This window comes from Amycolatopsis sulphurea (assembly GCF_002564045.1).
Lineage (GTDB): Bacteria > Actinomycetota > Actinomycetes > Mycobacteriales > Pseudonocardiaceae > Amycolatopsis > Amycolatopsis sulphurea.
The window spans coordinates 3,438,875-3,463,725 of sequence record NZ_PDJK01000002.1 but is presented as its reverse complement, the minus strand read 5'-3'; the positions used below and the strand labels follow the sequence as shown (position 1 = coordinate 3,463,725).

The 24,851-nt window shown below is 69.8% G+C and carries 25 protein-coding genes; 6 read left to right on the top strand and 19 right to left on the bottom strand.

The window, feature by feature from the left end; translation table 11 throughout:
• Nucleotides 1-79: 79 nt before the first annotated feature.
• The 8 genes from ATK36_RS21990 to ATK36_RS21955 form a co-directional block, all read right to left on the bottom strand.
• Nucleotides 80-1,702, bottom strand: a complete 1,623-nt coding sequence (locus ATK36_RS21990) for a peptide ABC transporter substrate-binding protein (protein WP_098513237.1) — start codon at nucleotides 1,700-1,702, stop codon at nucleotides 80-82.
• A gap of 161 nt (nucleotides 1,703-1,863) precedes the next feature.
• Nucleotides 1,864-2,817, bottom strand: coding sequence for a Ppx/GppA phosphatase family protein (locus tag ATK36_RS21985; protein WP_098513236.1), 954 nt, complete (start codon nucleotides 2,815-2,817; stop codon nucleotides 1,864-1,866).
• Nucleotides 2,818-2,918: 101 nt separating this feature from the next.
• Nucleotides 2,919-4,058, bottom strand: a complete 1,140-nt coding sequence (locus ATK36_RS21980; protein WP_387000808.1) for a lytic transglycosylase domain-containing protein — start codon at nucleotides 4,056-4,058, stop codon at nucleotides 2,919-2,921.
• A 155-nt stretch (nucleotides 4,059-4,213) separates the two neighbouring features.
• Entirely contained in the window at nucleotides 4,214-4,492 is a 279-nt protein-coding gene (locus ATK36_RS21975) for a hypothetical protein (RefSeq protein WP_141544500.1), read from the bottom strand.
• Nucleotides 4,493-4,946: 454 nt separating this feature from the next.
• On the bottom strand, nucleotides 4,947-5,468 hold the full coding sequence (locus ATK36_RS21970; RefSeq protein WP_245915386.1) for a DUF501 domain-containing protein: 522 nt from the start codon (nucleotides 5,466-5,468) through the stop codon (nucleotides 4,947-4,949).
• Between the two features lie 217 nt (nucleotides 5,469-5,685).
• Complete coding sequence (locus ATK36_RS21965; RefSeq protein WP_098515084.1) at nucleotides 5,686-6,048, bottom strand: FtsB family cell division protein; 363 nt, start codon at nucleotides 6,046-6,048, stop codon at nucleotides 5,686-5,688.
• 193 nt (nucleotides 6,049-6,241) lie between these two features.
• Entirely contained in the window at nucleotides 6,242-7,528 is a 1,287-nt protein-coding gene (gene eno, locus ATK36_RS21960; RefSeq protein WP_098513234.1) for a phosphopyruvate hydratase, read from the bottom strand.
• Nucleotides 7,529-7,588: 60 nt separating this feature from the next.
• Nucleotides 7,589-8,110, bottom strand: coding sequence for a VOC family protein (locus ATK36_RS21955; RefSeq protein WP_098515083.1), 522 nt, complete (start codon nucleotides 8,108-8,110; stop codon nucleotides 7,589-7,591).
• Nucleotides 8,111-8,181: 71 nt separating this feature from the next.
• Here ATK36_RS21955 and ATK36_RS21950 point away from each other — a divergent pair, with 71 nt between their 5' ends.
• Both ATK36_RS21950 and ATK36_RS21945 read left to right on the top strand, forming a co-directional pair.
• On the top strand, nucleotides 8,182-8,586 hold the full coding sequence (locus tag ATK36_RS21950; RefSeq protein WP_098513233.1) for a tetratricopeptide repeat protein: 405 nt from the start codon (nucleotides 8,182-8,184) through the stop codon (nucleotides 8,584-8,586).
• Nucleotides 8,587-8,868: 282 nt separating this feature from the next.
• Nucleotides 8,869-9,111: a hypothetical protein gene (locus ATK36_RS21945; RefSeq protein WP_098513232.1), complete on the top strand. Its 243-nt coding sequence runs from the start codon at nucleotides 8,869-8,871 to the stop codon at nucleotides 9,109-9,111.
• Nucleotides 9,112-9,193: 82 nt separating this feature from the next.
• Here ATK36_RS21945 and ATK36_RS32395 read toward each other — a convergent pair whose 3' ends face one another.
• Both ATK36_RS32395 and ATK36_RS21940 read right to left on the bottom strand, forming a co-directional pair.
• Nucleotides 9,194-9,349: a hypothetical protein gene (locus ATK36_RS32395; RefSeq protein ID WP_170069842.1), complete on the bottom strand. Its 156-nt coding sequence runs from the start codon at nucleotides 9,347-9,349 to the stop codon at nucleotides 9,194-9,196.
• The gene (locus tag ATK36_RS21940; RefSeq protein ID WP_342752045.1) at nucleotides 9,336-10,133 is read right to left on the bottom strand and encodes a lysozyme family protein; all 798 of its coding nucleotides are present in this window, start codon (nucleotides 10,131-10,133) and stop codon (nucleotides 9,336-9,338) included. The genes ATK36_RS32395 and ATK36_RS21940 overlap by 14 nt, the downstream gene beginning before the upstream one ends.
• Nucleotides 10,134-10,402: 269 nt before the next feature.
• Between ATK36_RS21940 and efeU the strand changes: the two genes are divergently transcribed.
• Genes efeU through ATK36_RS21920 form a run of 4 tightly spaced genes read left to right on the top strand, consistent with a single transcriptional unit; the run spans nucleotide 10,403 to nucleotide 14,104 of the window.
• Nucleotides 10,403-11,251, top strand: a complete 849-nt coding sequence (gene efeU, locus ATK36_RS21935; protein ID WP_098513231.1) for an iron uptake transporter permease EfeU — start codon at nucleotides 10,403-10,405, stop codon at nucleotides 11,249-11,251.
• Complete coding sequence (gene efeO / locus ATK36_RS21930; protein ID WP_098513230.1) at nucleotides 11,248-12,393, top strand: iron uptake system protein EfeO; 1,146 nt, start codon at nucleotides 11,248-11,250, stop codon at nucleotides 12,391-12,393. Before efeU ends, efeO begins: the two co-directional genes overlap by 4 nt.
• The gene (efeB, locus tag ATK36_RS21925) at nucleotides 12,390-13,637 is read left to right on the top strand and encodes an iron uptake transporter deferrochelatase/peroxidase subunit (protein ID WP_098513229.1); all 1,248 of its coding nucleotides are present in this window, start codon (nucleotides 12,390-12,392) and stop codon (nucleotides 13,635-13,637) included. The genes efeO and efeB overlap by 4 nt, the downstream gene beginning before the upstream one ends.
• Nucleotides 13,638-13,693: 56 nt before the next feature.
• On the top strand, nucleotides 13,694-14,104 hold the full coding sequence (locus ATK36_RS21920) for a PPOX class F420-dependent oxidoreductase (RefSeq protein WP_098513228.1): 411 nt from the start codon (nucleotides 13,694-13,696) through the stop codon (nucleotides 14,102-14,104).
• A gap of 63 nt (nucleotides 14,105-14,167) precedes the next feature.
• Here ATK36_RS21920 and ATK36_RS21915 read toward each other — a convergent pair whose 3' ends face one another.
• The 9 genes from ATK36_RS21915 to ATK36_RS21875 form a co-directional block, all read right to left on the bottom strand.
• A complete protein-coding gene (locus tag ATK36_RS21915; RefSeq protein ID WP_098513227.1) occupies nucleotides 14,168-14,731 on the bottom strand; it encodes a hypothetical protein in 564 nt (187 codons plus the stop codon).
• Nucleotides 14,731-16,083, bottom strand: coding sequence for a hypothetical protein (locus ATK36_RS21910; protein ID WP_211292057.1), 1,353 nt, complete (start codon nucleotides 16,081-16,083; stop codon nucleotides 14,731-14,733). Before ATK36_RS21910 ends, ATK36_RS21915 begins: the two co-directional genes overlap by 1 nt.
• Before the next feature lie 2 nt (nucleotides 16,084-16,085).
• The gene (locus ATK36_RS21905) at nucleotides 16,086-16,886 is read right to left on the bottom strand and encodes an ABC transporter ATP-binding protein (RefSeq protein ID WP_098513226.1); all 801 of its coding nucleotides are present in this window, start codon (nucleotides 16,884-16,886) and stop codon (nucleotides 16,086-16,088) included.
• A 16-nt stretch (nucleotides 16,887-16,902) separates the two neighbouring features.
• A complete protein-coding gene (locus ATK36_RS21900; protein ID WP_098513225.1) occupies nucleotides 16,903-17,691 on the bottom strand; it encodes a zf-HC2 domain-containing protein in 789 nt (262 codons plus the stop codon).
• Between the two features lie 41 nt (nucleotides 17,692-17,732).
• Complete coding sequence (locus ATK36_RS21895) at nucleotides 17,733-18,287, bottom strand: RNA polymerase sigma factor (protein WP_098513224.1); 555 nt, start codon at nucleotides 18,285-18,287, stop codon at nucleotides 17,733-17,735.
• A 116-nt stretch (nucleotides 18,288-18,403) separates the two neighbouring features.
• Nucleotides 18,404-19,327 carry a nucleoside triphosphate pyrophosphohydrolase gene (locus ATK36_RS21890; protein WP_098513223.1) on the bottom strand — a complete coding sequence of 308 codons (924 nt, stop codon included), beginning with the start codon at nucleotides 19,325-19,327 and terminating at the stop codon, nucleotides 18,404-18,406.
• Nucleotides 19,324-20,322, bottom strand: coding sequence for a hypothetical protein (locus ATK36_RS21885; RefSeq protein ID WP_342752044.1), 999 nt, complete (start codon nucleotides 20,320-20,322; stop codon nucleotides 19,324-19,326). Before ATK36_RS21885 ends, ATK36_RS21890 begins: the two co-directional genes overlap by 4 nt.
• Before the next feature lie 78 nt (nucleotides 20,323-20,400).
• Nucleotides 20,401-23,976 carry a transcription-repair coupling factor gene (gene mfd, locus ATK36_RS21880; RefSeq protein ID WP_098515080.1) on the bottom strand — a complete coding sequence of 1,192 codons (3,576 nt, stop codon included), beginning with the start codon at nucleotides 23,974-23,976 and terminating at the stop codon, nucleotides 20,401-20,403.
• 175 nt (nucleotides 23,977-24,151) lie between these two features.
• The gene (locus tag ATK36_RS21875; protein ID WP_245914977.1) at nucleotides 24,152-24,652 is read right to left on the bottom strand and encodes a DedA family protein; all 501 of its coding nucleotides are present in this window, start codon (nucleotides 24,650-24,652) and stop codon (nucleotides 24,152-24,154) included.
• Nucleotides 24,653-24,851 lie beyond the last annotated feature (199 nt).

Genomic DNA, 24,851 nt, shown 5'->3' with positions numbered 1-24,851 from the left:
GGTGTGCGCGCCGGGTTCGCGAGCACCCGGCCGTCCGGGCGCCCGCGAACCGCGTGGTGGGAGCGGAGCGGTCAGCGCCTCACTTCTGGGTGACCTCGACCGAGGAATAGTCCGCGCGGCGGCGGAAGTCGAGCACGACGCCCTTGGTGTGCTTGGACTTCGCGGCCACGCCCTTCTCGTCCCACACCGGGATCGAGGGCAGGTCCTCGGCGATCAGGTCCTCGGCCTGCTGGTAGAGCTTCACCGCGGCGTCCTTGTCCGCGGTCCCGTCCGCCTCCGCGAGCTTCGCGTCGACCTTCGGGTTGGCGTAGACCGAGTCGTTCGACGAGGCACCGGTGCGGTAGATCGGGTTGAGGAAGTTCTCGATCGACGGGTAGTCGGCCGACCAGTCGGAGCGGCCCATCCCGGTGAGCTTGTGCCCGGTCACGATGCTGCGCCACTGGCCGAAGTCGGTCGCGGGCACGAAGTCGCATTCCACGCCCAGCACGTTCTTGATGCTGTTGCACGCGGCCACCAACGGCTCCTTGCGGCCACCGTCGGCGTTCGAAGCGATGGTCAGCTTGCCGTGGAAACCGGACTGCCCGAACAGCTGCTTGGCCTGCGCCGGGTCGAAGTGGCAGGACTTGCACACGCCCGGCCGGTAGCCCGGGATGCCTTGCGAGACATAGCCGTCTGCCGGGACGTAGGTGTCGTTCATGACCGTCTTGGTGATCTGGTCCCGGTCGATCGCCAGCGAAATCGCCTTGCGCAGGTTCGGGTTGTCATACCCGGGCACGTAGTACGGGATGGCGATCGTGCTGATCCCGAGCAGGTGCCCGTTGACCAGGTTGTCCTTCAGATCGGCCTTGTACTTGCTGCCGGCCAGCGCCGAGGGCGGGAGCGTCTCGATGAAGTCGAGCTTGTTGCTCAGCAGGTCCTGGTAGGCGGTCTCCTGGCTGGCGTAGATCTTGATGTCCAGGTCCTTGAACTTGACCTTGTTCTGGCCCTGGTACTCGTCGAACCGGGTGAGCTTGATGTCCGCGTTCGGCGTGCGGCTGACGAATTTCATCGGGCCGTTGCCGATCGGGTGCTGCCCGAACGCCTTGGGGTCCTTGAAGAACGAGTCCGGCAGCGGCGCGAAGGCGGTGTAGCCGATCTTGATCGCGAAGACCGAGAACGGCGCGTTCAGCGTGACCTGGAACTCGTAGTCGTTCTTGACCTGCAGGCCGGACATCTTGTCCGTGCTCGGCTTGGCGTTCTTGTCCTCGGGGTGCACGTCGGCGTAGCCCTGGATGTTCCCGAAGAACGTGCTGTTGAGCTGCCCGTTGGGCGCGTAGGCGCCGTAGTTCCAGGCGTCGACGAAGTTCTTCGCCTTGACCTCGGTGCCGTCGTGGAACTTCCAGCCGTGCTTGAGCTTGATGTCGTAGACCTTGGAGTCGCTCGTGGTGACCGAGTCGGCCATCAGGTTGTACGGCTCGGCGTTGTCGCCCTTGAAGCCGACCAGCTGGGCGAACATCGGGTCGACCGCCTTGCTGCCGCCCAGTTCGTTCGTGTTCGTGGGGATCAGCGTGTTCTGCGGTTCGGTGCCGTAGACGGTGAACGTCCCGTTCGGGTCGACCTTGCCCGACGACCCGCCGCTCGAACCGCCACCGCATGCGGTGAGCAGCAATGACAAGGTTGTCACCGCCGCGGCCGCAGCACGGAACCTGGTTGAACCCCGCATGTCCCCTCCGATAATCGACGTCCCATTAGTTGAAACGCACGTTATCGACGAACAGTCCGGCACAGGTTGCAAATATGCGACGGCGTTGTTCCCCCACCCGTTTGGCTTACAACTACCGGCGGGTGTCACCATGAGTGACCCCCGTTTCCCGGGAACGATGGTCAGCCGAGCGCCAGCGCGATGCCGTCCAGAATGTCGTGCTCGCTGACTACCAGCTGGTCCGGGCCACCGCGCGCGGCGAATTGCTCGGCCAGCACCTGGATGATCACGGAGCCCCCGCCGATCACGTCCACGCGACCCGGGTGAATCACCGGATTGGCGGCACGCGTGGCGTGATCGGCGGCGAGCAGCTTCGCCGCGACCCGGTCCAGATCGCCGTGCGTGAGCTTGGACAGGTGGGTGCGCTCGGACTGGTACTCGGGCAGCTCCTGGGAGACCGCCGACAACGTGGTCACTGTCCCGGCCACCCCGATCCAGGTGCGTGCCTTGGCGACGTCCACCACGTCGAACGCCTCGGCCAGCACCTCGCGAGCCAGCTCCCGCGCGGCGGTGATCTCCGCGGCGGTGGGCGGGTCGCCGGACAGCGTCCGCTCGGTGATCCGCACACAGCCGATGTCGACCGATTTCGCGGCGAGCACCTCGGCCTCGCGGCCGTTCCAGGTGCCGAGCACCAGCTCGGTGGAGCCGCCACCGACGTCGACGACCACGAACGGGCCGTCATCCGGGTCCTGCTCACCGACGGCGCCAGTGAAGGAGAGCCGCGCCTCCTCGTCGCCGCTGATCACCTCGGCCTCGACACCGAGCGTCTCCCGGGTCATCGCGAAGAACTCGTCACGGTTGCTCGCGTCGCGAGTCGCTGAGGTGGCGACCATGCGAACCTTCTCGACCCCCTTGCGCCGCGCCGCGATCGTGTAGTCGGCGAGCGCGACACGGGTGCGCTCAAGCGCTTCGGGCGCGAGCCGCCCGGTGGCGTCGACACCTTGGCCGAGCCGCACGATGCGCATTTCGCGGTGCAAGTCACGCAAGTCGATCGTCCCGTCATGGCGGGGCGTCAGCTCGGCGACGAGCAAGCGGATGGAGTTGGTCCCACAGTCGATCGCGGCTACCCGAGGCATGCCCCCGACTTTACTGCCCGGCGCTCGGGGGTGAGGAACCTCTGCTGGGCCGGCCGCCTCTCACGGGTAAGGCGACTCCGCCGCGCTGTCCCGCCCTCGCCTCACGATCGGGGAATCTCCGCCGTGCTCCCTGATGACGGACTGCCCGGTGCCGTGCTGGTGGCCGTATCGCACGGCGGCAGCGTCGGTGTGCTGGCCGGCGAGGTACTCGATGCAGAGGTGCTCGACGGCGGGACGGAAACGCAGGTCGGACTGGGCGAGGTCGTCGGCGTACCGGTGGTGGGTGGCGGGGTGGTCGTGCTCGACGGCGGCAACGACGTGATCGGCGGAGGCCCCGCCGTGGTGACGGGCGGCAACGGCGCAGGCAGCGGAGTGGACGTCGCCAGGCCCGGGGCTGGTGCGATGCTGGGGTTGCCGACCGGGACCTTGCTGTCCGGCACCCGATCGGCACCCTTGCGGTACCCCTCAGCCCAGAGGATCACCGTGTCGACGTAGGAGTCGGAGTTGTTGTAGCGGTAAACGCCGGTGCGCAGCTGATCCGGATTGGCCAGGTCGAGCCCGCCGGAGCAGAGGTAACGTCCCGCCGCCAGCGAGGCGTCGAAGAGGTTGTTCGGATCGGATCGGCCGTCCCCGTTGCCGTCCGAGGCGTAGCCCGGCCAAGTGGCCGGGATGAACTGGAACGGCCCGACCGCCCGATCCCAGACCGTGTCACGGTCGAGCGCGCCATGATCGGTGTCCGGGATCGCCGCATACGGCCCGATGCCGTTGAGTTCAGGCCCGAGAATCGGCTCAAGCGTGGCCCCCGCTGCGTCGACGTACCCGCCGCGCGCATGCCCCGACTCGATCCGCCCGATACTGCCGACGAGCGCCCAGTCGAGGTGGCAGCCAGGCTGCTCCCGCCCGAGCACTGCCGCCGCGTCCCGATACGCGGCCAGCGCGGACGCCGGAATCCCCAACGGCCCGGCCGGAAGATCGTAGGCAGGCAACTCCGGGGGCGACGGCACCCCCGGCAGCCGCCCGTCCACCGCGATCTGCCGAATCCCCGTGTCTCGGGGGTCATACCCCTGAACCAACGCCGCGTCCACGGAATGCTCCGCAGGCGCCGATCCCATCCACGCGGCAACCCCCTTGGCCCCGACGAGCACCGGAACCACGCCCAGCACCCCGACGACCACCGCAGCCACCGTCGGATGCCGCCCGACGCCCCGCCGCACCCGATAACGCCCACGCCGCACCGCAATCCGCACACGGCTGCCACGGGCCGGCGCCCGATGGCCCCGGCTGTTGCCTGGCCTATTCCGGGCCGATCTTCTGGCGCGGTCACGTTTGTCGCCACCCGGTCCGGCTTGGTCGAGCCCGGCTTGCTCTGGTCCGGCTTGCTCTGGTCCGGCTTGCTCTAGTCTGGCTTGCCCTGGTCCAGTTTGGTCTGGCCCGGCTCGATCAACCCCAGCGCGGCCAGGCTCAGCACCACCTGGGTCAGCCTCATCCGGCCCGACTCGATCCACCGCCGCGTGGTGAGGTCCATCGCTGCCCGATCCAGCCTGACCCAGCCCAGCTCGATCCACCCTCGCGCGACCAAATTCATCACTACCCGGCCCAGCTCGATCGACCCCACCTCGACCAGACCCAGCCTCACCCAGCCCGACCGGACCCACCCGGGCGTGGTCAGGTTCACCACCATCCCACCCCGCCTGACACAGCCCTCTTATACCCAACCCGCTGTGATCCGGCCCACTCCAGCCCGAACTCCCGGACGGCACCACAACCTCGTCGACCGAGCCCGAACCAACCCCGCCCGCTTCCGCAGCAGAAGCCTGCGCACAAAGAACACCGGCCGGACCAGCACCCTCGACATTCGGGTTTTTCCCTGCCCCACAAGGCAATTCACGCGTGCCGACCACCGCCCCCTCGCCACCGCCGACCGACGCCGCAGAAGCCACACCCCCGCTCACCACACCGGCCGACGACCCCGCCACACCGGAGCGGCCCCCGCACCGCAGCCTGCGTAACACCCCCATTTCCCTCCCCTTCCATGCCCCTCCGCACACCGCCGGCCGCATGCGATGTGCAGACCCCGATTCGGTGCGCATCACGCCCCGTTGGAACCATCCACACCGGCAACCTGGGCGTTACCCGGCGCAGTCCCCGCTCGGCCAGCCCTGCGCACGAACCCACTCCAGCGTCTCGTCACCGAACGGATTCACGCCCGGCCCGGCAGCGAGGCTGTGCGCAAGGTGGACGTGCAGGCATTTCACCCGGCCCGGCATCCCGCCGGCGGTGACCTGCGTGCCGAGCGACTCGATCGCATCCCGCTCGGCGAGGTAGGTCTCGTGCGTGCGCTGGTAGAGCGCCGCAAGCTCGGGATCGGTGTCGAGCCGCTCGGTCATCTCCTTCATCACGCCGGACGCCTCGAGTGTGCCGACCAGCGAGGTCAGCCGCGGGCACGTGAGGTAATACAGCGTGGGGAACGGGGTACCGTTCTCCAGCCGTGGATTGGTCTGAACCACTGAAGGATGTCCGCCGGGGCACCGCGCCGCGACCGCCCGCAAGGCCCGTGGCGGCCGTCCGAGCTGCTGCGCGATGACCTCCCGGTCGGCGTCGGTGACGGGTTCGAAACGGGGTGTCTGCGTGCTGCTGTTCACGCTCTCCAGGCTAATGCCGCCCGCCGTCCGGCCGGTCGGACCCTCCGCCAAAACGGCCGAGTTGTGCACAACGGCGCACCCCTGTGGACAACCCTCCGCGAGCCGCCCCCGCCCACCGATCCGCGGCGTAGCGTCCATGGCATCGAGCCCACCCGAGAACCGGAAGGAGGTCACTGCCATGGGCCGGCCACCGCTGAACTCCCGCACCAGAACGAGCAGAACCGCATCAACCGCCGGAGATCTGGCTCCAGAGATTCTCGTACCAGGAACCCGCCGGAGCCTGCTGCGGACCCGGTTGCTGAGGCTGGGCCACGGGCTGGTCCTCGGGCAGCTGCACCACATACGGCGTCTCGCCGGGCTTCACGTACCGGAGCCGGCGGCGCGCCTCCGCCTCGATCTGCGCCGGATCACTCAGCTGGTTCTTGCGGTTCCGCAGTTCGGCCACTTCCTGCTGGAGCTGGGCCTGCTGCGCCTCCTGCTCACGTACCTCGGAGCGCTGGCTGAGGTAGGTGCGCAACGGCACGGCGACGGTGAACGCGAGCGCACACACCACGATCGCCACCACGGCGGCCCGCCGGGTGGTCGACATACCGAGCACCTTGGCCGCACCGGAGGCACGCTTCGCCGCCAGGCCGCGGCGAAGCCGCGACCTGGTCGTCTCCGTCGAAGCGGCGCCCGTGCGGCGCCGGGCCGACGCAGGACGACGGGCCCTGGTGGACCCGTTCCCGTCGGCCCGGCCGCCGCGGCGGTTGCGCGCCCTCCCCCGGTCGGCCATCGGCGTCTCAGCCCTCCGCGCTGAACCGCGGGAAGGCGAGGTCGCCGGCGTAACGCGCGGCGTCCGCCAGCGTCTCCTCGATGCGCAGGAGCTGGTTGTACTTCGCGATCCGCTCCCCGCGGGCCGGGGCGCCGGTCTTGATCTGGCCGACACCGGTGGCGACGGCGAGATCGGCGATGAACGTGTCCTCGGTCTCGCCGGAGCGGTGGCTCATCATCGACTTGTAGCCGTAGGACGTGGCCAGGGACACCGCGTCCAGCGTCTCGGAAAGGGTGCCGATCTGGTTGACCTTCACCAGCAACGCGTTCGCCGCACGCCGGCTGATGCCTTCCTCGAGGCGGTCCGGGTTCGTGACGAACAGGTCGTCGCCCACGAGCTGGACCTTGTCGCCGATCGCGGCGGTCAGCTGGATCCAGCCGTCCCAGTCGTCCTCGCTCAGCGGGTCCTCGATGGACACCAGCGGGTAGTCGCGCAGGAGTTCGGCGTAGTAGGCCGACATCTGCTCCGCGCTGCGCTTCGTGCCCTCGAAGGTGTAGGCGCCGTCGGAGTAGAACTCCGTCGCGGCGACGTCCAGGGCGAGTGCCACGTCGCGGCCGGCGGCGTAGCCGGCCTTCTCGATGGCCTGGAGGATCAGGTCGAGCGCCTCACGGTTGTTGCCGAGGCTGGGGGCGAAGCCGCCCTCGTCGCCGAGGCCGGTGGACAGGCCGCGGCCCTTGAGCACCGACTTCAGCGCGTGGTAGACCTCGGTGCCCCAGCGGAGCGCTTCGCGGAAGGACTCGGCGCCGATCGGCGCGATCATGAACTCCTGGATGTCCACATCGGTGTCGGCGTGCGCGCCACCGTTGAGGATATTGAGCATCGGAACCGGCAGCACGTGCGCGTTCGGGCCGCCGAGGTAACGGAACAGCTCGAGTTCGGCGGACTCCGAGGCCGCCTTCGCGACCGCGAGGGAGACGCCGAGGATGGCGTTCGCGCCGAGCCGGGACTTGCCGGGGGTGCCGTCGAGGTCGACCAGCTTCTGGTCGACGATCCGCTGATCCACTGCGTCGACCCCGGTCAGGTCGGGGCCGATCTCGTCGAGCACCGCGGCGACCGCGCGCTCCACGCCCTTGCCGTTGTACCGGCCGGTGTCCCCGTCCCGCAGCTCGACGGCTTCGTGTTCGCCGGTGGACGCACCCGACGGGACGGCGGCCCGCGCCAACGTGCCGTCGTCGAGTGCCACCTCCACCTCGACGGTCGGGTTGCCGCGCGAATCGAGGATCTCGCGCGCGCCTACCTGCTCGATGAGAGCCACGCTCTGCTCCTTGGTGGTCGTGCCTGCGGTGACGCCGCCCAGCGTAGCCGTCCAGGGCTTTCACCCGTTGGAGGCTCGGCGGTCGTCCGGCGGTTCCGCTCGGTGTTCCCCGGACGGGTCAACAACCTCGTCCGGCCGTACCGCACGCCATCCGGAAGGCAGATCGACGGTATCGGTGACCTGCTGCCAGAACGTCCAGCTGTTGCCGCCCGGGTCGGCGACGGTGAACAGCCGCGCGCCGTAGGGCTGGTCCTGCGGCGGCTCCGGTTCGGCGTCCTCCCCGAGCGCGGCTCGCACCCGTTCGTACTGGGCGTCCACGTCGGTGACGTAGATGACGTTGAGCTGCCCGACCGGCCCCTCGACGCCTTTCGCCTCCCAATACTCGGGACCGACGCCGGAAAGCTGGATCCGGCCGCTGCCGGCGCGCAGGGTCGCCTGGAAGACCTCCCCGGAGGCATCCTCGAACCGGACCTCCTCGGTGAAGCCGAACACCCTGGTCAGCCACGCGAGCGCCGCGGTGGCGTCGGTGTAGTAGAGGTACGGCGCCAGCCCCAGGTAGCCGGAGTCCTCATCGCTGCTCATGGCGGAACAGTCCATCACGTCGCAGACGGCGGTCGTGCAACACCCTCCGCGGCGGTATCGTCGGAGCGACCATGACGGACGCCGAACCAGCCCCCGAGCCCACCGGCGAAGCGCAGGTCCGTGCCTTCCGGCAGGCCGAAGAACTGGTGGGACGCCGTCGGCCGCTCGATGCGTTGAAGGCCCTCGAACCCCTGCTGGACGACGAGTCCGACAAGCCGAGCGTGCAACTGCTGGCCGGGCGCGCCTACTTCCACTCGGCACAACTGCGGCGAGCCGAGCGGGCCTTCACCAAGGTCCTGGAACTCGATCCGACCGATCACTACGCGCGGTTCGTCCTGGGTCGCACCCTTCAGCGCCTCGGCCGTTTGGCCGAGGCGCTCGCACAATTGCGGATGGCCTCCGCGATGAACCCCATCCCGGAGTACCTCGAGGCGATCAGCGAGGTCCGGGCCCGCATCACCCTGAGCGACAGCTGATCAGCCCCACCGCCGCAGCACGCTGACCTGGGTGGATCATGCTCAAGAAGCTTCCGGAGCACGACCGCACCTGCCGATCAACACCCCCTCGCGCCCGCCCCCTTCACTGGCCGGGCCCCTAGTCGCGCCCCCGCCCGGTCTCGCCGGAGCCGGCACCCGAGGTGGCTCCGGCCGGATCGTTCTGGCCATCCGGCGGCGGCGCTCGGCCGGTCGGCCGATCCGCGGCAAGGACCGGAAGGAGCAACCTTGAGTCATCACAGGGAACGACTTGAGGAGGCGGAGATGAACACCACTCTCACCGTGATCGGAGCCAGCGCCGGGCTCATGGTGCTGGTGCTGATGTCCCTCGCCCCGGCGCTGGTGGACCTGAACGAGCGGTTCCCTGTGGCGCCGCGCAAGCAGAGCGTGCGCAAGCAGGCAGTGGCCGCGAAGGCCGCGATCACCCAGACCGTGTCGGCGAAAGCGCAAGCCGTGCGCGAGCAGACCGCGAGCGCCCGGGTGAGCGCTGCGGCACCGACCCACTGACGTAGCAACGCGCAGGCCCACCGAGGCACCGAACCTCCCGGCCGGGAACGTTCACCCGACCGACCCCGACCCGCACACCGCATCACACCGCACCGCATCGCGGTCTGCACCTCCGCACGGTCACCACCCGCACCACCCGCACCACCCGCACCACCCGCACCACCCGCACCACCCGCACCACCCGCACCACCCGCACCGACCACGAGACCAACCCCGCGACAAAATCAGGGCGCGACACTCTCCGCAGCATAGGAATCCGCGGCAAGAAAAGCGTTCTGGCCGTACTCCACGGACGCGTTGTAGAGCAGCATCGCGCGCCACCAGCCTTCGGGGGTGCCGAGGTCGTCGTTGCCGGAGCAGAGGTAGCGGGCGGTGGTGTAGGCGGAGTCGTCGAGGTTGGCGGGGGTGGGTATTTTGCCGTCGCCGTTGGCGCGTTCCGCGTATTTCTGCCAGGCGGACGGGGGGATCTGCAGGGGGCCGAGCTTGTGGTCGGCGGTGCGGTCGCCGTCGAGTTTGCCGGCGTCGGTGTCGGGGCCTGCCGGCGGAGCGGGTGGCAGGCCGGTGACGGTGCCGTCCTCGGCGAGCTGCAGCTGGTCCGAGGTGAGGTGGCCGATCGCGGCCAGGGTGGGCCACGAAAGGTGACAAGTCGGCTTTTCCCGGGCCATCCACATCTCCGCCCGGCCGTAGCCGGCCAGCAGGCGCGCGGACAGGCCGGTCTTCGCCTGGACGCGGGTGGCCCAGGCGTCCAGCTCTGCCTTATCGGACACGGCCGGACGGTCCGGAGGGGCAGCCAGCCCGGCGCGCGGAACCTGCGAGCCCGCTTTGGGGGCCTTCTCGGGTTCCGTCGCCGCGGGGGGTGGCGCGGCGATCGGCGCCGGGGCAGGCGGGTCGGGATTCCGCAGGCCGATCGTCACCACCAGGATCACGCCGGTCAGCACCAGGCCCAGCGCCATGGCGAGGCGGCCGCGATAATGGCGGGGCGGAGCGGCTTCGGCAGTGGTCTGCGGGGTGGTATCGGCCACCCGGCCAGATTACTGATGAACCTGCCCGGCAGGTCCGAATCTCGCCAAGGGCAAACGGACGGTTAACTCCGCGCGGAAACTTCTGGGGCCGCCCGATTCGTTATCTGACCCGACCATACCCGTATTGACCTGCGGTTACCCTAACCTAACCCGATCTTCGTGCCCGTTTTGCCGTACTCCTCGCCGCCGTGGAGCGATCTGCGCCACTGGACTTACAGGCAAGCCTTACCTAAAACCGTGAGGTCGAACGTTCAAAGGAGGGCGGGGACGTGGTGTTTTCGAGCGCGCTCATCGGGCTGCGCGAAGGCCTCGAAGCGGCGCTGGTGGTCAGCATCCTCGTCGCCTTCCTGGTGAAGACCGACCGCCGGCACTCGCTGCGGTTCGTGTGGCCGGGGGTCGGCGCGGCGGTGCTGCTGTCGGTGGCTGTCGGCGCGATTCTCACGTACAGCACCGCGCAGCTGAGCTTCGAGCACCAGGAGCTGCTCGGCGGCGGGCTGTCCATCGTCGCGGTCGGGTTCGTCACGGCGATGATCTTCTGGATGCGTAAGGCGTCGCGGCACATCGCCGCGGAGTTGCGCGGGAAGATGGAAGACGCGCTCAAGGTCGGCCCCGCGGCTGTGCTGCTGCTGTCGTTCCTCGCGGTCGGCCGTGAAGGTCTCGAGACCGCAGTGTTCTTCTACTCCGCCGTACAGACCGCCCAGTCCGACACCATCCAGCCGTTGGTCGGCTTCGTGATCGGCATCATCGTCGCGGTCCTCCTCGCGTACCTGCTGTACCGCGGCGCGGTGCGCTTCAACCTGGCGAAGTTCTTCACGATCACCGGCGTACTGCTGGTGTTCGTCGCCGCCGGCGTGCTCGGCTATGGTCTGCACGACCTGCAGGAGGCAGGGTTCCTCCCAGGCTTGACGACGCTGGCGTTCGACGCCTCCAGCACGCTGCCGGAGACATCCTGGTACGGCGCGCTGCTCAAGGGGATCTTCAACTATTCGCAGCAGACGACGGTGCTCCAGGCCGTCGCGTGGATCGTGTACGTCGCCATCGTGCTGCCCCTGTTCCTCAAGCCCACCCGCAAAACCACCGCGCCCGCTCCGGCGAGCGCGGCCACCGTCAAGGAGTGACCGTGCCCCAGTCCCGTAGAACCCCGCTGACCGTGCTCGCCGGAGTGGGCGCGCTGGTGGCGCTCGCCGGCTGCGACAGCACGGGCGCCGCCACCGATGCCGCGGACGGACCGATCAAGATCGACGCCTCGGACACCTCATGCACGGTCAGCACGACCACCGCGGCCGCGGGCAACCTGACCTTCGAAATCGCCAACAAGGGCACCAAGGTGACCGAGTTCTACCTCTACGCCGAGGGTGACCGGATCATGGGCGAAGTGGAGAACATCGCGCCGGGGCTGAACCGGCGGCTGATCGTCGAGGTGCCGGACGCGGGCAAGTACCAGACCGCGTGCAAGCCGGGCATGGCCGGCAACGGCATTCGTGGCGACTTCACCGTGACCGGTGGCGTGGCGCGACAGAACGACACGAACGCGCAGAAGGCCGAAGCCACCAAGAGCTACGCGACCTACGTGGCCAACAACAGTGCCGCGCTGGAGACCGAGACCGCCAAGTTCGTCGACGCGGTCAAGGCGGGCAAGGTCGACGAAGCCAAGTCCGAGTACGCCCGCACCCGGGTGTTCTATGAGCGGATCGAACCGGTCGCGGAGAAGTTCGGCGACCTCGACCCGGCGATCGACGCGCGCGAGGCCGATCTGGAGCCGGGCCAGCAGTTCACCGGTTTCCACCGGCTGGAGAAGGATCTGTGGCGCAGCGGCCTGCAGCCGGACAGCCCGCAGATCGCGGACAAGCTGCTCACCGACGTCAAGGATCTGGTCACCAAGGCCAAGACCCTGCAGCTGAGCGCGCTCGATCTGGCCAACGGCGCCAAGAGCCTGCTCGACGAAGTCGCCACGGGCAAGATCACCGGCGAGGAGGAGACCTTCTCGCACACCGATCTGTGGGACTTCCAGTCCAATCTGGACGGTTCTAAGAACGCGATCGTCGCGCTGCGGCCGATCTTGCAGGCCAAGGATCCGGCATTGGTGTCCACCCTGGACAAGGAGTTCGCGAACGTGCAGGCACTGCTGGACAAGACCCGCGTCGGCGACGGGTTCAAGTACTACGACCAGCTGTCCCAGGACGAGATCAAGACCTTCGCCTCGGCCGTCGACGCGTTGAGCGAGCCGCTGAGCAAGGTCGCGGCGGTCGTGGCGAAATGACCGGAGTCTCCCGTCGCGCACTGTTCGGCATGGCCGGCGCGGGTGTCGCATTGGCCGGGGCAGGAGTGGCCACCGGGGTCGGCATCGACCGGCTCGGCGAGGGCTCCCCCGCGCACGCCGAGCCGTCCACTGTGGACTTTCACGGCGAGCACCAGGCAGGCATTGTCACGCCCACCCAGCAGAACCTGCACTTCGCTGCACTGGACGTGACCACCAAGGACGTCGGGAAGCTGCGCGAACTGCTGCGCACCTGGACTGCCGCGGCGCGTCGGATGACCGCCGGGCAGGAAGTGGTCGCCGACGGCGCGGTCGGTGGTGCGGCGCAGGCACCGCCCGGCGACACCGGCGAAGCGCTCGACCTGCCGCCCGGCGATCTCACGCTGACCATCGGCTTCGGCCCCTCGCTGTTCGACCAGCGGTTCGGCCTGGCCGCGAAACGCCCGCCGCAGCTGGTCGACCTGCCCTTGTTCCCCAAGGACAAGCTCGACCCGGCCCGCAGCGGCGGCGATCTGTGCATCCAGGCCTGCGCGAACGATCCGCAGGTGGCCGTGCACGCGGTGCGCAACCTGGTGCGGCTCGGCTTCGGGGTCACCGAGGTGCGCTGGTCGCAGCTCGGGTTCGGACGCAGTTCGTCGACCTCACGGGCGCAGCAGACCCCGCGCAACCTGTTCGGTTTCAAGGACGGCACCAACAACGTCAAGTCCGAGGACACCGACGTCCTGCGCGAGCAGGTGTGGGCGCAGTCCGGCGACGGGCAGGCCTGGATGGCGGGCGGCACCTACCTGGTGGCCCGCCGGATCCGGATGCACGTCGAAACCTGGGACCGGGAAACGCTGGACGGGCAGGAACAGATCGTCGGACGAACCAAAGGCACCGGCGCGCCACTCGGCCAGACCGGCGAGTTCGACCAGGTCGATCTGGACGTCGGCGGGGCGGGCGGCGTGCCGCTGATCGCGCCGGACGCGCACGTCCGGCTCGCCTCGCACCAGACGCTCAACGGCGCCCGGATCCTGCGCCGCGGCTACAACTTCGTCGACGGCTCCGACGGTGTCGGGCACCTCGAAGCGGGATTGTTCTTCCTGGCCTTCAACCGGGACACGCGCAAGCAGTACATCCCGATGCAGCAGGCGTTGTCCGCGAAGGACGCGATGATGGAGTACGTGCAGCACACCGGATCCGCGCATTTCGCCGTTCCGCCGGGGCTCACGCCGACCTCGAACTGGGGCGACGGGCTGTTCACCTGAAACTCGGGCCGTCCGGGTGTTGACCTCGAGTGCACTCGAGGTCGCACGCTGGAAACATGTTCACCGAAGCGGAACTCGCGTTCCTCGCCGAACACGACCTCGGCCGGCTGGCCACCCAGCACCCGGACGGCACCCTGCAGGTCAGCCCGGTCGGGTTCACCTGGAACCCGGACGCCCGCGCGATCGACGTGACCGGATACCACCTCACCCGCAGCCGCAAGTACCGCAACGTCGAAGCCAACGGACGGGCGGCCTTCGTCATCGACGACCGCCCTTCGCTGGACCCGATGCGCGTGCGCTGCCTGGAGATCCGTGGGCACGCGGAGGGCATCCCGGACGCCTTCACCACCGACGGTCACCTGGACGACGCCGCCATCCGCATCCACCCCGAGCGCATCATCAGCTTCGGCATCGACGATCCGGACCACGATCCGCTCGATCTGGTGCCGAACAACCGCAGCGTCTGAACGGGTAGGGCCTGAACCGGCGACGTGCCCGCGGCGAGATTCGCCGCAGGCACGTCATCGAGGTCAGCGGCGGGCACCCGCCATCGCGTATCCACCGGCGCCCAGCACGAACAGCACCCCCGCCAGCCACCAGGACAACGCATCGTCGGCCGGCAGCCGCAGCCACGTGAAGACCCGATTCAGCGTCTCCGGTTCATCGGGCGTGCCCAATCCCAGCATGGTCCAGCCCAGTGGCAGGGTCCAGCCGAACTGGCCGCCGAACAGCACGGCCGCCAGCCCGGCCAGGCCGAGCAGGCCGGCCGTGTCGCGGACGATCAGCGCACTCTCGACCTGGACGTCGCCGGCTTCCTGCACGGCGAGCATGACACCGGCGGCAACCACCCCGATCAGCAGCAGATGCGCGAGCCGCCGGGGAAACCAGCTGAACCCGGCCGTGCGGTCGAGGTCGATGTCCTGCCCGCTCAGCCCGCTCGCGGCGAAGACGACTGCCAGGCCCAGCCCGAGCGTCGCAGCAAAGGGCGTCCACTTGTCCTCGGCAAACCACCAGGTCAGCACGACCGACAGCAGCAGCGGCGCCACCACGACCGGCACGTGCCGGGAACGCGCGTACAACGTGAGCCAGCGCATCAGCCCGCGCCTCCGGTGAGCGCGGCCAGCGGGTCACCCTGGCAAGTCAGCTCGACCTGCCGCGCCGCGGCGACACGCGCGATCTGCTCCTGCTCAGGCAACGCGTGCAGGGCGGTCCACACCGGCGGCATCAATTCTGCCGCATCCCGCTGCTGGTAGGACTTGGCCGGAGGCGGCGTCGCCGAACCGGCGAGCCAGCCTTGCATCACCCACCGCGCCACCGTCTCGCGCTTCTCCTCCGGGCTGTCGTAGTGGCTAGGGATACACCGTGGGGTTCCGGCTCCGTCCAGCAGCACCGCGGTCAGGTCACTGACGGGCACGTAAGTCGTGGACGAATACGGGACCAGCAGCCGCGCTGGGTCCCGCTGCCCCCTCAGGTAATAGTTATTGGACTCGGTCGACTCTTCGACCCGTTCGGGGTGCTGCGGCAGTTTCTGCAGTGCCTGGATGGCTTCCTTGCCCGGACCGGCCAACGTCGGCAGCCACTTCTCGCGCAGCTTCGTCACACACACCGGGCCGTCGCAGACCAGCGCGCTCGCCGTCTTGTCCGGGGTCAGATTGCCCGCTCTGTCGGCGGGGAAGACCAGCAACGCGGCCGTGAGTCCGGCCACCACCGGCAGGACCGCGAGCAACCGGGCGCGGGGCCGGACCATCAGCACCAGCAGGCCGGTCGCGGTGAGCCCGGAAAGCCAGCACAGCTGACCGATGGTGAACCCCGCGGAGGGCAGCAGGAACGCACTCTCGGGCGGGCTCACCGCGACCGACAGGTCGGTGAGCCAACTCGGCACCGAACTGCCCTGGGGGCTGGCGTCCTGGGTCGCCACCAGCCCGGCGACCGTGGCCACCAGCGCGAGCACGGTCAAGGCCGGCGCGGTGACCGGATGCGGGAGCAATCGGCCGACGCCGAGGCCGAGCGCGACCCCGGCGAGCACCGCGACGAACCCGAGCACCACCGAGACCAGCGAAGCGGCCGTGAACATCCCGCCGTGTACCGCCACCTGGACGAGTCCCGTCACGAGCAGCAGCAGGTAACCCACCACGACCGCGAGGCCGACCGCGAGGCTGAGAATCAGCGCCCGATGCGCGGTCGGACGGGGTGTCGAGGAGAACAGCTCGCCGACCCCGGCGCGGCTTTCCCGCATACCCTGGATCGCGGCCGCGCCGACAATGATCGGCCACAGGAAGATCAGGGAAAATCGCGTCCACTCCACCGTCCCTGGCGAGTCGAGTCCCCAGGGTACGGCGCTCGTCATTCGCGGGGCGCGGTACATCAGCAGGATCGCCACCGCCACCACCACTATGGCGACCGGGAGCCAGAGCGCGATCGTGCGCCGCAGTTCGACGCGCAGCATTCTCACCACGACTCCCTCCCCGCGCGGTCCCCGAGCAGCGCCGAGTAGCCACGTTCGATCGGGCTGTCGCCGATGTCTGCCGCGCTGCCCGCAGCGGCCAGATCGTCCGGCGTGCCCTGGAAAACCAGCTTGCCGGCGGCGAAGAGGACCACGTCGGAACAGGCCGCGGCCACGTCCTCGACCAGGTGAGTGGACACCAGCACGCAGGACTCCCGGCCCAGTTCCTGCATCAGCTCCCGGAATCGCACCCGCTGAGCCGGGTCGAGACCGACGGTCGGCTCGTCCAGCAGCAGGATCTGCGGGTCGTTCACGATCGCCTGGGCGATCCCCGCCCGGCGGACCATGCCACCGGAGAGAGTCTTCAACTTGTCGTCGGCGCGGTCGGCGAGGCCGACCCGCTCGATCGCGCGCTGCACCGCCCCCGGTATCTCTTGCTTCGGCATTTCCTTGAGCCAGGCCAGATATTCGACGAACTCGCGCACGGTGAACCGCTTGTAGTAGCCGAATGCCTGCGGCAGATAGCCGATCCGGCGGCGCATCGCCCGCTGGTCGAGCCTGCCCACCTCCTGACCGAACAGGGCCAGCCGGCCCGCCTCCGGGCGCAGCACCGTGGCCAGCGCCCGGATCAGCGTGGTCTTGCCCGCGCCGTTGGGGCCGAGCAGCCCGTGCACCCCGATCCCGAGCGAAAGATCCAGCCCGTCGACCGCCAGCCGTTTGCGCCCGACCCGCACTTTCAGGCCTTCTGCCTGGATTTCCCAGGCATACGTCGCCGGGGCGACCTCCGCGGCATCCATGGCCCGCATCTGTTTCTCCTCTATCTCAACGAGTTGCGGCAAGCCGCATGAAGGTGTCCTTGCGGAACACCACGAAACCGGCGGTCAGCACGACGAGCGCGATCCAGTAGGGCAGCGCGGCGGGCTCCAGCGCGACCGAGTCGTCCATGCTCATCGCCGGCACCACCAGCGCACCCAGCCACACCCCGCTCAGGATCGAAGCCGCCCAGCCGACTCCGATGAGCGAGCCGAGGGCGAGCGTGCCGGTGCTGAAACCGAGCGCGGGCAGGAGCACCAGCCCGAGGTTCGCACCGGTGAACCAGCCGGCCGGCAGCAGGATCGCCACCAACGGCAGCAGCACCGCGGCGCTGCGCCGCAGCACCAGTTCGAGCCCGGCGCGCGGCGAGCCGGCGGTCAGCTCGTAGGCCGGGTCGAGTCCCCGCGACCACGCCGCGGCCACCCCGAACACCGGCAGTACCGGCGCGAACAGCTGCAGCAGCGAACGACTGCCGTCGCCCATCCGGTCCAGGATCACGGTGATCGCCAGGACCACCGCGACCATCGCGAGCCAGGGCACCATCGCCGGGGTCGCCCAGCGATGCAACCAGGCCCGCACCCGGTGGCATCGCGGGGCCGGTTGCCCGGCCAGCCGCGGCTCCAGACCGGCCCACACGGCGTCGAGAAGGCCGGACTCGGCCATGGTGGGCGCGCCCGAGAGCCGGGCGCGGCACTGCGCGCACGTCTCCAGATGCGCTTCCATCGCCCACTCCTGATCGCCCGGCAGCGCACCGCCGGCCAGGTATTCGGCAAGCATCCGATCGGGCACGTGGTTCACAGCAGGACCTCCTTCGCGGAGCGGGGGGATGGCGATCTCGTTCACGACAGCGCCTCCCGCATCGTGATCCGGGCACGGCGTGCCCGGGTCTTCACCGTGCCCTCCGGCAGCCCCAGCAGGACCGCGGTCTCCCGGACCGACAATCCGTCCAGAACCATGGCCTGGAGCACCTGACGCAGCTCGGGCGCGAGCGTGCGAAGCGCATCGCCGACGGAATCGCCGACCGAATCGGCCAGCGCCTCCTCTTCGGCGGCGGGCGCGACCACCGCGGTGTACGCGGCGGCAGGCGGCTGGGCGTGGTGCGCGCGGCGGCGGAAGGCGTCGACCAGCCGCCGCGCCGCGATCGTCCACACCCAGCCCACGGCGGAGCCGCCGGTCGCGGAACCGGCGAGCGACCCCGCGGCACGCCACACGGCCAGATAGGTCTCCTGCATGACCTCGGCGACGATCTGCTCGTCGCTGCAGCGGCGGCGCAGTCGGACCGCGAGCCAGGGCGAGGTGCGGCGGTAGAACTCCTCGAACGCCGCACGATCACCCCGCGCAGTGCGCCGGACGAGCTGTTCCTCGTCCGGCTCCGGGGCGGGCTTGTGCTTCACACCAGGCAAGACGCCAAGATCCGGAAATCGGTTCTCATCCGGGAGTGGGCTGCCTCACAACTCAGCCGAATGGGTGGACGCCGACCCGGCTTCGCCGAGAGAACGCCCGGTTCACCTCAGACGGACGGCCAGAACCGACGCCAGCCCTCGGCCTCCAGCGTCGCCGGTTCGACCCCGTTCGCGCGGGCGGCGGCCTCGGCGGCCCGGATGTCCTGCGCGAACTGCTTGGCGACCGCGCGCAGCTCACCTTCCGGATCCACCCCGGCCCGCCGGGCGGTTGCGGCGACGCGGAAGAGCTGCGCGGCGGCCTCGGTACCGCCGGGGAACAGGTCGAGGGGCACACCCGCGCGCCCGCTGCGCTGCCCCAGCTTGCCGGCGAGCGCGACCGCGGGCTGGCCGAGCGCCACGCCGTCCACAATGGACTTACGTTGTTTCTCGGCCTGCTTCAGCTCTTCCCACTGCACTTCCTGCCCAGCCGCGCTGGACATGCGGTCCGCGTCGGCGAACACGTGCGGATGGCGACTGACGAGCTTGGTCACCAGTGCCCGCGCCACATCGTCCACAGTGAACGGATCGCGCGCGTCCTCGGCGGCCACCCTGGCGTGGAAGAGCACCTGGAGCAGGACGTCGCCGAGTTCCTCGCGCAGCGCCTCGCGATCGTTCTCCTCGATCGCGTCGAGCAGTTCGTAGGTCTCCTCGACCAGGTACTGCCGCAGGGAATCGTGCGTCTGCGCGGCGTCCCACGGGCAACCGCCGGGCGAGCGCAGCCGGTCCATCACCTCGACGGCTTCGACGAGCGGCGGCATCGGCGCCTCGATCACCCGCGCACCGGCTTTGATCAGCTCCGCCGCGCCAGGCTCGGCACGGGAGGCGGCCACGAGCACGAGATCCTGCCCGGCAGCCATCGTCGCGACCGGCGGCAGGCCGAGCCACTCGGCATCGACGTCCGCCGCCGCGCAAGCGGCCGGGGAGCGCAGCAAGGGCAGCGCCGCCGCGGGAATCGCGTCCCCCCGGACGAGCACGACGACCGGGCCGGTCATGGCCGTGCCGGGATGGCGCCCTGCACCGGCAGGACGACACCGGCGAGCTCGGCGCTGTTCGGCGCGAGGTTCATCCCGACCGGATCCCACACGCCGTACCGCGGGTTGATCTTGTAGTCGGCCTCCTGGACGTAGGGCTGCAGCAGCCGGACCCCGATCGCACCGAGCTGGGCCGCGGTCGGCTGCTGGACCTGGTCGGTGGCCACCTGCTTGCCGGTCGCGCGCTGCCGCACCACGGCGGTGACCCACCAGGTCGGCGCGGCGGCCGGGTTCGGCTGGAACGCGATGGCGGTGTTCGCCGGCACGCCGAAAAGGACGGTCGCCGCGTCCGCCGGCGAGGACAGCGCGGGCACCTGCTGCCCGACATTGCCCTGCGCCCCGCCCTGCAGCTCGGCGGTGATGGCGCCCGGGTTCTTCGCGTACTCCTGGGCTTTGGCGATCGCCTCGCCGCGCGCGGTCTTCGCGTCGACAGACGGTGCCTGACCGTCCGAAGAGGGCGCGCCGACGCTGGTGTAGTCGAAGTTGACGGTGAGCGAGGGCAGGTACTTCACCGCCAGCTTCTGCTCCAGGTACTGGTCGGTCAGCGCTTCCCGGTGGTCGCGCAGCCGCCACACGAGCTGGGTGACCCCGGCCGCCTCGTCCTGCGCGGCGGCCGCGGGAAGCGCACCGCCCAGCGGATCCTTCTGCGCGACCGCGTCGATGGCGTCCGCGTCGGCGGTGACGCCTTCCTTCTGCGCCACTTTGGCCAGCACCTCGTGCAGCACCGCCTGCCGGACGATCTCGCGGCCGACGAGGTCGAGCTTGTGCTGCGCGGCCAGCTCACGGGCGAAGGGCTGCTCGCGCACCGCGCGGTTCAGCAGGCCCTGCACCTGGTCGATCGTGGTGAGCTTGCCGTCGACGAGCGCGGCCATGCCCACCTGGCCCGGACCGGCACCGCACCCGGCGAGGAGAAACGCTCCGGCAACGACGGCGACGAGCGCGCGGGGGCGCCTCATGATCCGCATCACAGGCCCTACCCTCTCACACGCCTGCCCCAGAAACGCAATACCGTCGCGGCAATTTCGGTGCTCACCTCAGACCACGGCCGGGGTCTTGGTCAACTGGGCCAGCAGTTTCGTGCACCAGTCGAGCAGCTCCTGATCCCGCAGCGCGGGCGCCCCCATCCGGCCGCCCGCCGGGCCTTCGGTCGGCTTGGGGACCGAGACGGTGTTCGTGACCGCCTTGTACAACGCCTTGGGATACAAGCGTTTCAGCCGCACCATCTGGGAATCGGCCAGCGGCAGCGGGGCGAACCGGATGGTGCTGCCCTGCACCGCCACCTCGGTGACGCCGGCGGCACGGCAGGCGTGCCGGAACGCGGCCACGGCGAGCAGCCGGGTGACCGGGGCGGGCGGCTGGCCGTAGCGGTCGATCAGCTCCTCGCGGACCGCGTCCAGCGCCGCCGGATCCGGGGCCGCGGCGATCTTGCGGTAGGCCTCCAGCCGGAGCCGCTCGCCGGGGACGTAGTCGTGCGGGAGGTGCGCGTCCACCGGCAGATCGACGCGGACCTCGGCGAGCTCCTCGTCTTCGCTGGTCTCGGCGCCGGCGTGCCTGCGGAAGGCTTCCACGGCCTCGCCGACGAGCCGGACGTACAGGTCGAAGCCGACTCCGGCGATGTGCCCGGACTGCTCCGCGCCGAGGATGTTGCCCGCGCCGCGGATCTCCAGGTCCTTCATCGCGACCGCCATCCCGGCGCCGAGTTCGGTGTTCTGCGCGATGGTGGCGAGCCGGTCGTGCGCGGTCTCGGTGAGCGGCGCCTCGGGCGGATAGAGGAAGTAGGCGTACCCGCGCTCCCGGCCGCGGCCGACGCGTCCGCGCAACTGGTGCAGCTGCGCCAGGCCGAGCATGTCGCCGCGTTCCACGATCAGCGTGTTGGCGTTGGAGATGTCCAGGCCCGTCTCGACGATCGTGGTACAGACCAGTACGTCGTACTCGTTCTCCCAGAACCCCTGGATGATCTTCTCGAGTTTCTCCTCGTTCATCTGCCCGTGCGCGGTGACCACGCGCGCCTCCGGCACCATCTCCCGGATCCGGCGCGCGGCCTTCTCGATCGAGGAGACCCGGTTGTGCACGTAGAAGACCTGGCCGTCGCGCAGCAGCTCCCGCCGGATGGCCGCGCCCACCTGCTTGTCGTCGTAGGCGCCGACGTAGGTGAGGATCGGGTGCCGGTCCTCCGGCGGGGTCAGGATGGTGGACATCTCCCGGATGCCCGCGAGCGACATCTCCAGGGTGCGCGGGATCGGCGTGGCGGACATGGTGAGCACGTCGACGTGTGTGCGCAGGGCCTTGATGTGCTCCTTGTGCTCGACGCCGAACCGCTGCTCCTCGTCGACGATCACGAGGCCGAGGTCCTTATACCGGATTCCGGTCTGCAGCAGCCGGTGTGTGCCGATCACGACATCCACCTCGCCGGCCGAGAGCTGTTCCAGGATCACGTCCGCCTCGGACTTGTTGGTGAACCGGGACAGGCCCTTGACGGTGACCGGGAAGGACCGCATGCGTTCGCCGAAGGTGTTGAGGTGCTGCTGGGCGAGCAGGGTGGTGGGCACCAGCACGGCGACCTGCTTGCCGTCCTGCACCGCCTTGAACGCCGCGCGCACCGCGATCTCGGTCTTGCCGTAGCCCACGTCGCCGCAGATCACCCGGTCCATCGGGACGCCGCGCTCCATATCGGCCTTGACCTCGTCGATGGCCGCGAGCTGGTCGTTGGTCTCGGTGAACGGGAAGGCGTCCTCGAGCTCGTGCTGCCACGGGGTGTCCTGGCCGAACGGATGACCGGGCGCGGCCTGGCGCGCGGCGTAGAGCTGCACCAGCTCGGCGGCGATCTCCTTGACCGCCTTCTTCGCACGCGCCTTGGTGTTCTTCCAGTCCGAACCGCCCAGCTTGTTCAGCGTGGGCAGCTCCCCGCCGACGTAGCGGGACACCTCGTCGAGCTGGTCGGTGGGCACGAACAGCCGGTCGCCGGGCTGGCCGCGCTTGGACGACGCGTACTCCAGCAGCAGATACTCCCTGGTCACCGAGGCTCCGCCGGAGTCCTTCAGGGTCCGCTGCACCATTTCCACGAACCGGCCGATGCCGTGCTGGTCGTGCACCACGTAGTCGCCCGCCTTGAGCGCGAGCGGGTCGACCGCGCCGCGGCGGCGCGAGGGCATCTTGGTGTTGAGGTCCTTTGTGGACGATCCGGCGGTGGCGCCGCGGCCGGTGAGGTCGGCCTCGGACAGCACCACCAGCGCCCGCGCCGGGGCCACGAACCCGTCGGCGAGCCCACCGCAGGTGACCGTGACGACACCGGACGCCGGTGCTTCGGTGAGCGCGCTCTCCTGCTTCGCCGGGACGTCCGCGGACAGCAGCTGCTCCACGGCCCGGCTCGCGGTGCCCTGCCCGGCGACCACGAGCACGCCGGTGCCGCCGCTCGCGAGATGCGCGCGCAGATCGGTCATCGCGCGGTCCAGCTCGCCGCGATAAGCGGGCGCGGGTTCGATGCCGATCCGCAGGATGTCGGGATCCTCGCTGGTCAGCTGGGTCAGCGTCCACCAGCACCGCCGGGTGTCCTGCGCGTGCCGGGCGATCTCGGCCAGCCCTCGGTAGGCCGACGCGCCGAGGTCGATCGGCGCCTGCCCGCCCGCGGCGGCGGTGGTCCAGGAGGCTTCGAGGAACTCCTGCCCGGTGCGCACCAGGTCGCCGGCCCGGGCGCGGATCTTCTCCGGATCGGCGAGCAGCACGTGGCTGCCCTCCGGCAGCGCGTCGGTGAGCAGCTCCAGCTCGCCCGGGCAGAGCACCGGGATCAGCGCTTCCATGCCTTCCACCGGGATGCCGCCGGAGAGCTTGGTGAGCATCTCGGCCAGGTGCGCATCGGCCTCGTAGGTGGTGGCCAGATCGGCGGCGCGGGCCTTGACCTCGGCGGTGAGCAGCAGCTCCCGGCACGGCGGCGCGGTGACCCGCGGGATCTCGCCGGGCAGCGACCGCTGATCCGACACCGCGAACGCGCGGATCTCGCTGACCTCGTCGCCCCAGAACTCGATCCGGACCGGATGCTGCGCGGTCGGCCCGAACAGGTCGAGGATGCCGCCGCGGACGGCGAACTCCCCGCGCTTCTCGACCATGTCGACGCGGGTATAGGCGAGTTCGACGAGCCGCTCCAGCAGCGCCTCGAAGCTCTGCTCCTCGCCGACCACCAGGTCGATCGGCGCGAGTGAGCCGAGGCCGGGGGCCATCGGCTGGATCAGGCTGCGCACGGTGGACACGACCACGCGCAGCTCGTCGTCGCCCACGTGCAGGCGGTGCAGCACTTCCAGCCGCCGCCCGACGGTATCCGCCCGCGGCGAGAGCCGTTCGTGCGGCAGCGTCTCCCAGGACGGGAAGCCGGCCACCCGGCCGCGGCCGAGCAGATCGGTGAGCGCGAGGGTCAGCTCGTCGGCCTCGCGCCCGGTGGCGGTCACGGCGAGCACCGGCCGCCCGGCCCCGCCGCGGCCGGGATCTTCGGCCAGCGCGGCCGCGACGAGCTGGCGGACCGCGACGGCCCCCTGCAGCTCAAGCAGCGGTGCGCCGGCGCGCTCGACAACGCCGCGCAGGGCCGGGTCGGGAAGGATGGATTGGAGGAGTCCGGACAGTGGAGCGTCGGTCACTGCACCAGCCTACGTCCCGGGACCGACCCAATTTCGCTGACGCCGCGAACGGGCCGACCGGGTGGGTGATCCGGAAGCGATGGCCGCCGGGCGGCCGGACGCCCGGGAGCCGTCCACGACCTGCGGGTGAACGCGAGCGGGGCAAAGAATCAGACGGGCCTCACAGGGCAACCCAACCGGTGAACTGTCCCGCAGACAGTTCCACTCCGGCCCAAAGACAACTACCGGCCAGAAAGCGGCGGTACGGCAACCCGCTGGAACCGGCGATGCGGGGCACGACCGTGCGAATGCCCGCCAGGCAACGACCAATGATCACTGCCGGTATGCCATAGCACGCCACAGTTGCTTCGGCCTTGTTCCAGCGTTCGGTGCCTACTCGACGAGCGACGCGGGACGTACGCAGCTTCGGTCCCCACATGCGGCCTTCCAGATAGCCGAGTTGATCGCCCGCAACGGCCGCGACAACGGCGACTGGACGCGCCAGCAACCAAGTGAGAGTCCCGCGCTGCACCAGCATCCCCATGGCCTCGGCAAAGTTGGTCGACTGCCCGTGATCAGCAGGGAGAGTAGTGGCTGCTGCGTCATCATCGGCCGTGCCTGCCATCTTCGTCGGTTGCGTCCGGTAGCGGGCGATGCGGAGGTGTTCGAGGTGCGCGACCACCTCGTGGTGTGCGCCGGGCCTGTCTCGGGCCCCTTCACAGACCTTCACGGACCTCCGCCGTCTGCGCAGGACCCCTCACACCGACTTTGCCAACAGGGCCGCGCGATCGACGTACGCAGGTGGCATGTTCTGCCACACGACGCGGGTGCGCTCGACAACTGCGGCTTCGCAGCAGACGAGCGAATCGGCGAGCCGGCGT

Bases quoted from the DNA above. Each gene is read 5' to 3' on its own strand.
- ATK36_RS21990 (WP_098513237.1), bottom strand. From the start codon at position 1,702: ATGCGGGGTTCAACCAGGTTCCGTGCTGCGGCCGCGGCGGTGACAACC.
- ATK36_RS21985 (WP_098513236.1), bottom strand. From the start codon at position 2,817: ATGCCTCGGGTAGCCGCGATCGACTGTGGGACCAACTCCATCCGCTTG.
- ATK36_RS21965 (WP_098515084.1), bottom strand. From the start codon at position 6,048: ATGTCGACCACCCGGCGGGCCGCCGTGGTGGCGATCGTGGTGTGTGCG.
- ATK36_RS21955 (WP_098515083.1), bottom strand. From the start codon at position 8,110: ATGAGCAGCGATGAGGACTCCGGCTACCTGGGGCTGGCGCCGTACCTC.
- ATK36_RS21950 (WP_098513233.1), top strand. From the start codon at position 8,182: ATGACGGACGCCGAACCAGCCCCCGAGCCCACCGGCGAAGCGCAGGTC.
- ATK36_RS21945 (WP_098513232.1), top strand. From the start codon at position 8,869: ATGAACACCACTCTCACCGTGATCGGAGCCAGCGCCGGGCTCATGGTG.
- efeB (WP_098513229.1), top strand. From the start codon at position 12,390: ATGACCGGAGTCTCCCGTCGCGCACTGTTCGGCATGGCCGGCGCGGGT.
- ATK36_RS21920 (WP_098513228.1), top strand. From the start codon at position 13,694: ATGTTCACCGAAGCGGAACTCGCGTTCCTCGCCGAACACGACCTCGGC.
- ATK36_RS21915 (WP_098513227.1), bottom strand. From the start codon at position 14,731: ATGCGCTGGCTCACGTTGTACGCGCGTTCCCGGCACGTGCCGGTCGTG.
- ATK36_RS21910 (WP_211292057.1), bottom strand. From the start codon at position 16,083: ATGCTGCGCGTCGAACTGCGGCGCACGATCGCGCTCTGGCTCCCGGTC.
- ATK36_RS21905 (WP_098513226.1), bottom strand. From the start codon at position 16,886: ATGCGGGCCATGGATGCCGCGGAGGTCGCCCCGGCGACGTATGCCTGG.
- ATK36_RS21890 (WP_098513223.1), bottom strand. From the start codon at position 19,327: ATGACCGGCCCGGTCGTCGTGCTCGTCCGGGGGGACGCGATTCCCGCG.
- ATK36_RS21885 (WP_342752044.1), bottom strand. From the start codon at position 20,322: ATGAGGCGCCCCCGCGCGCTCGTCGCCGTCGTTGCCGGAGCGTTTCTC.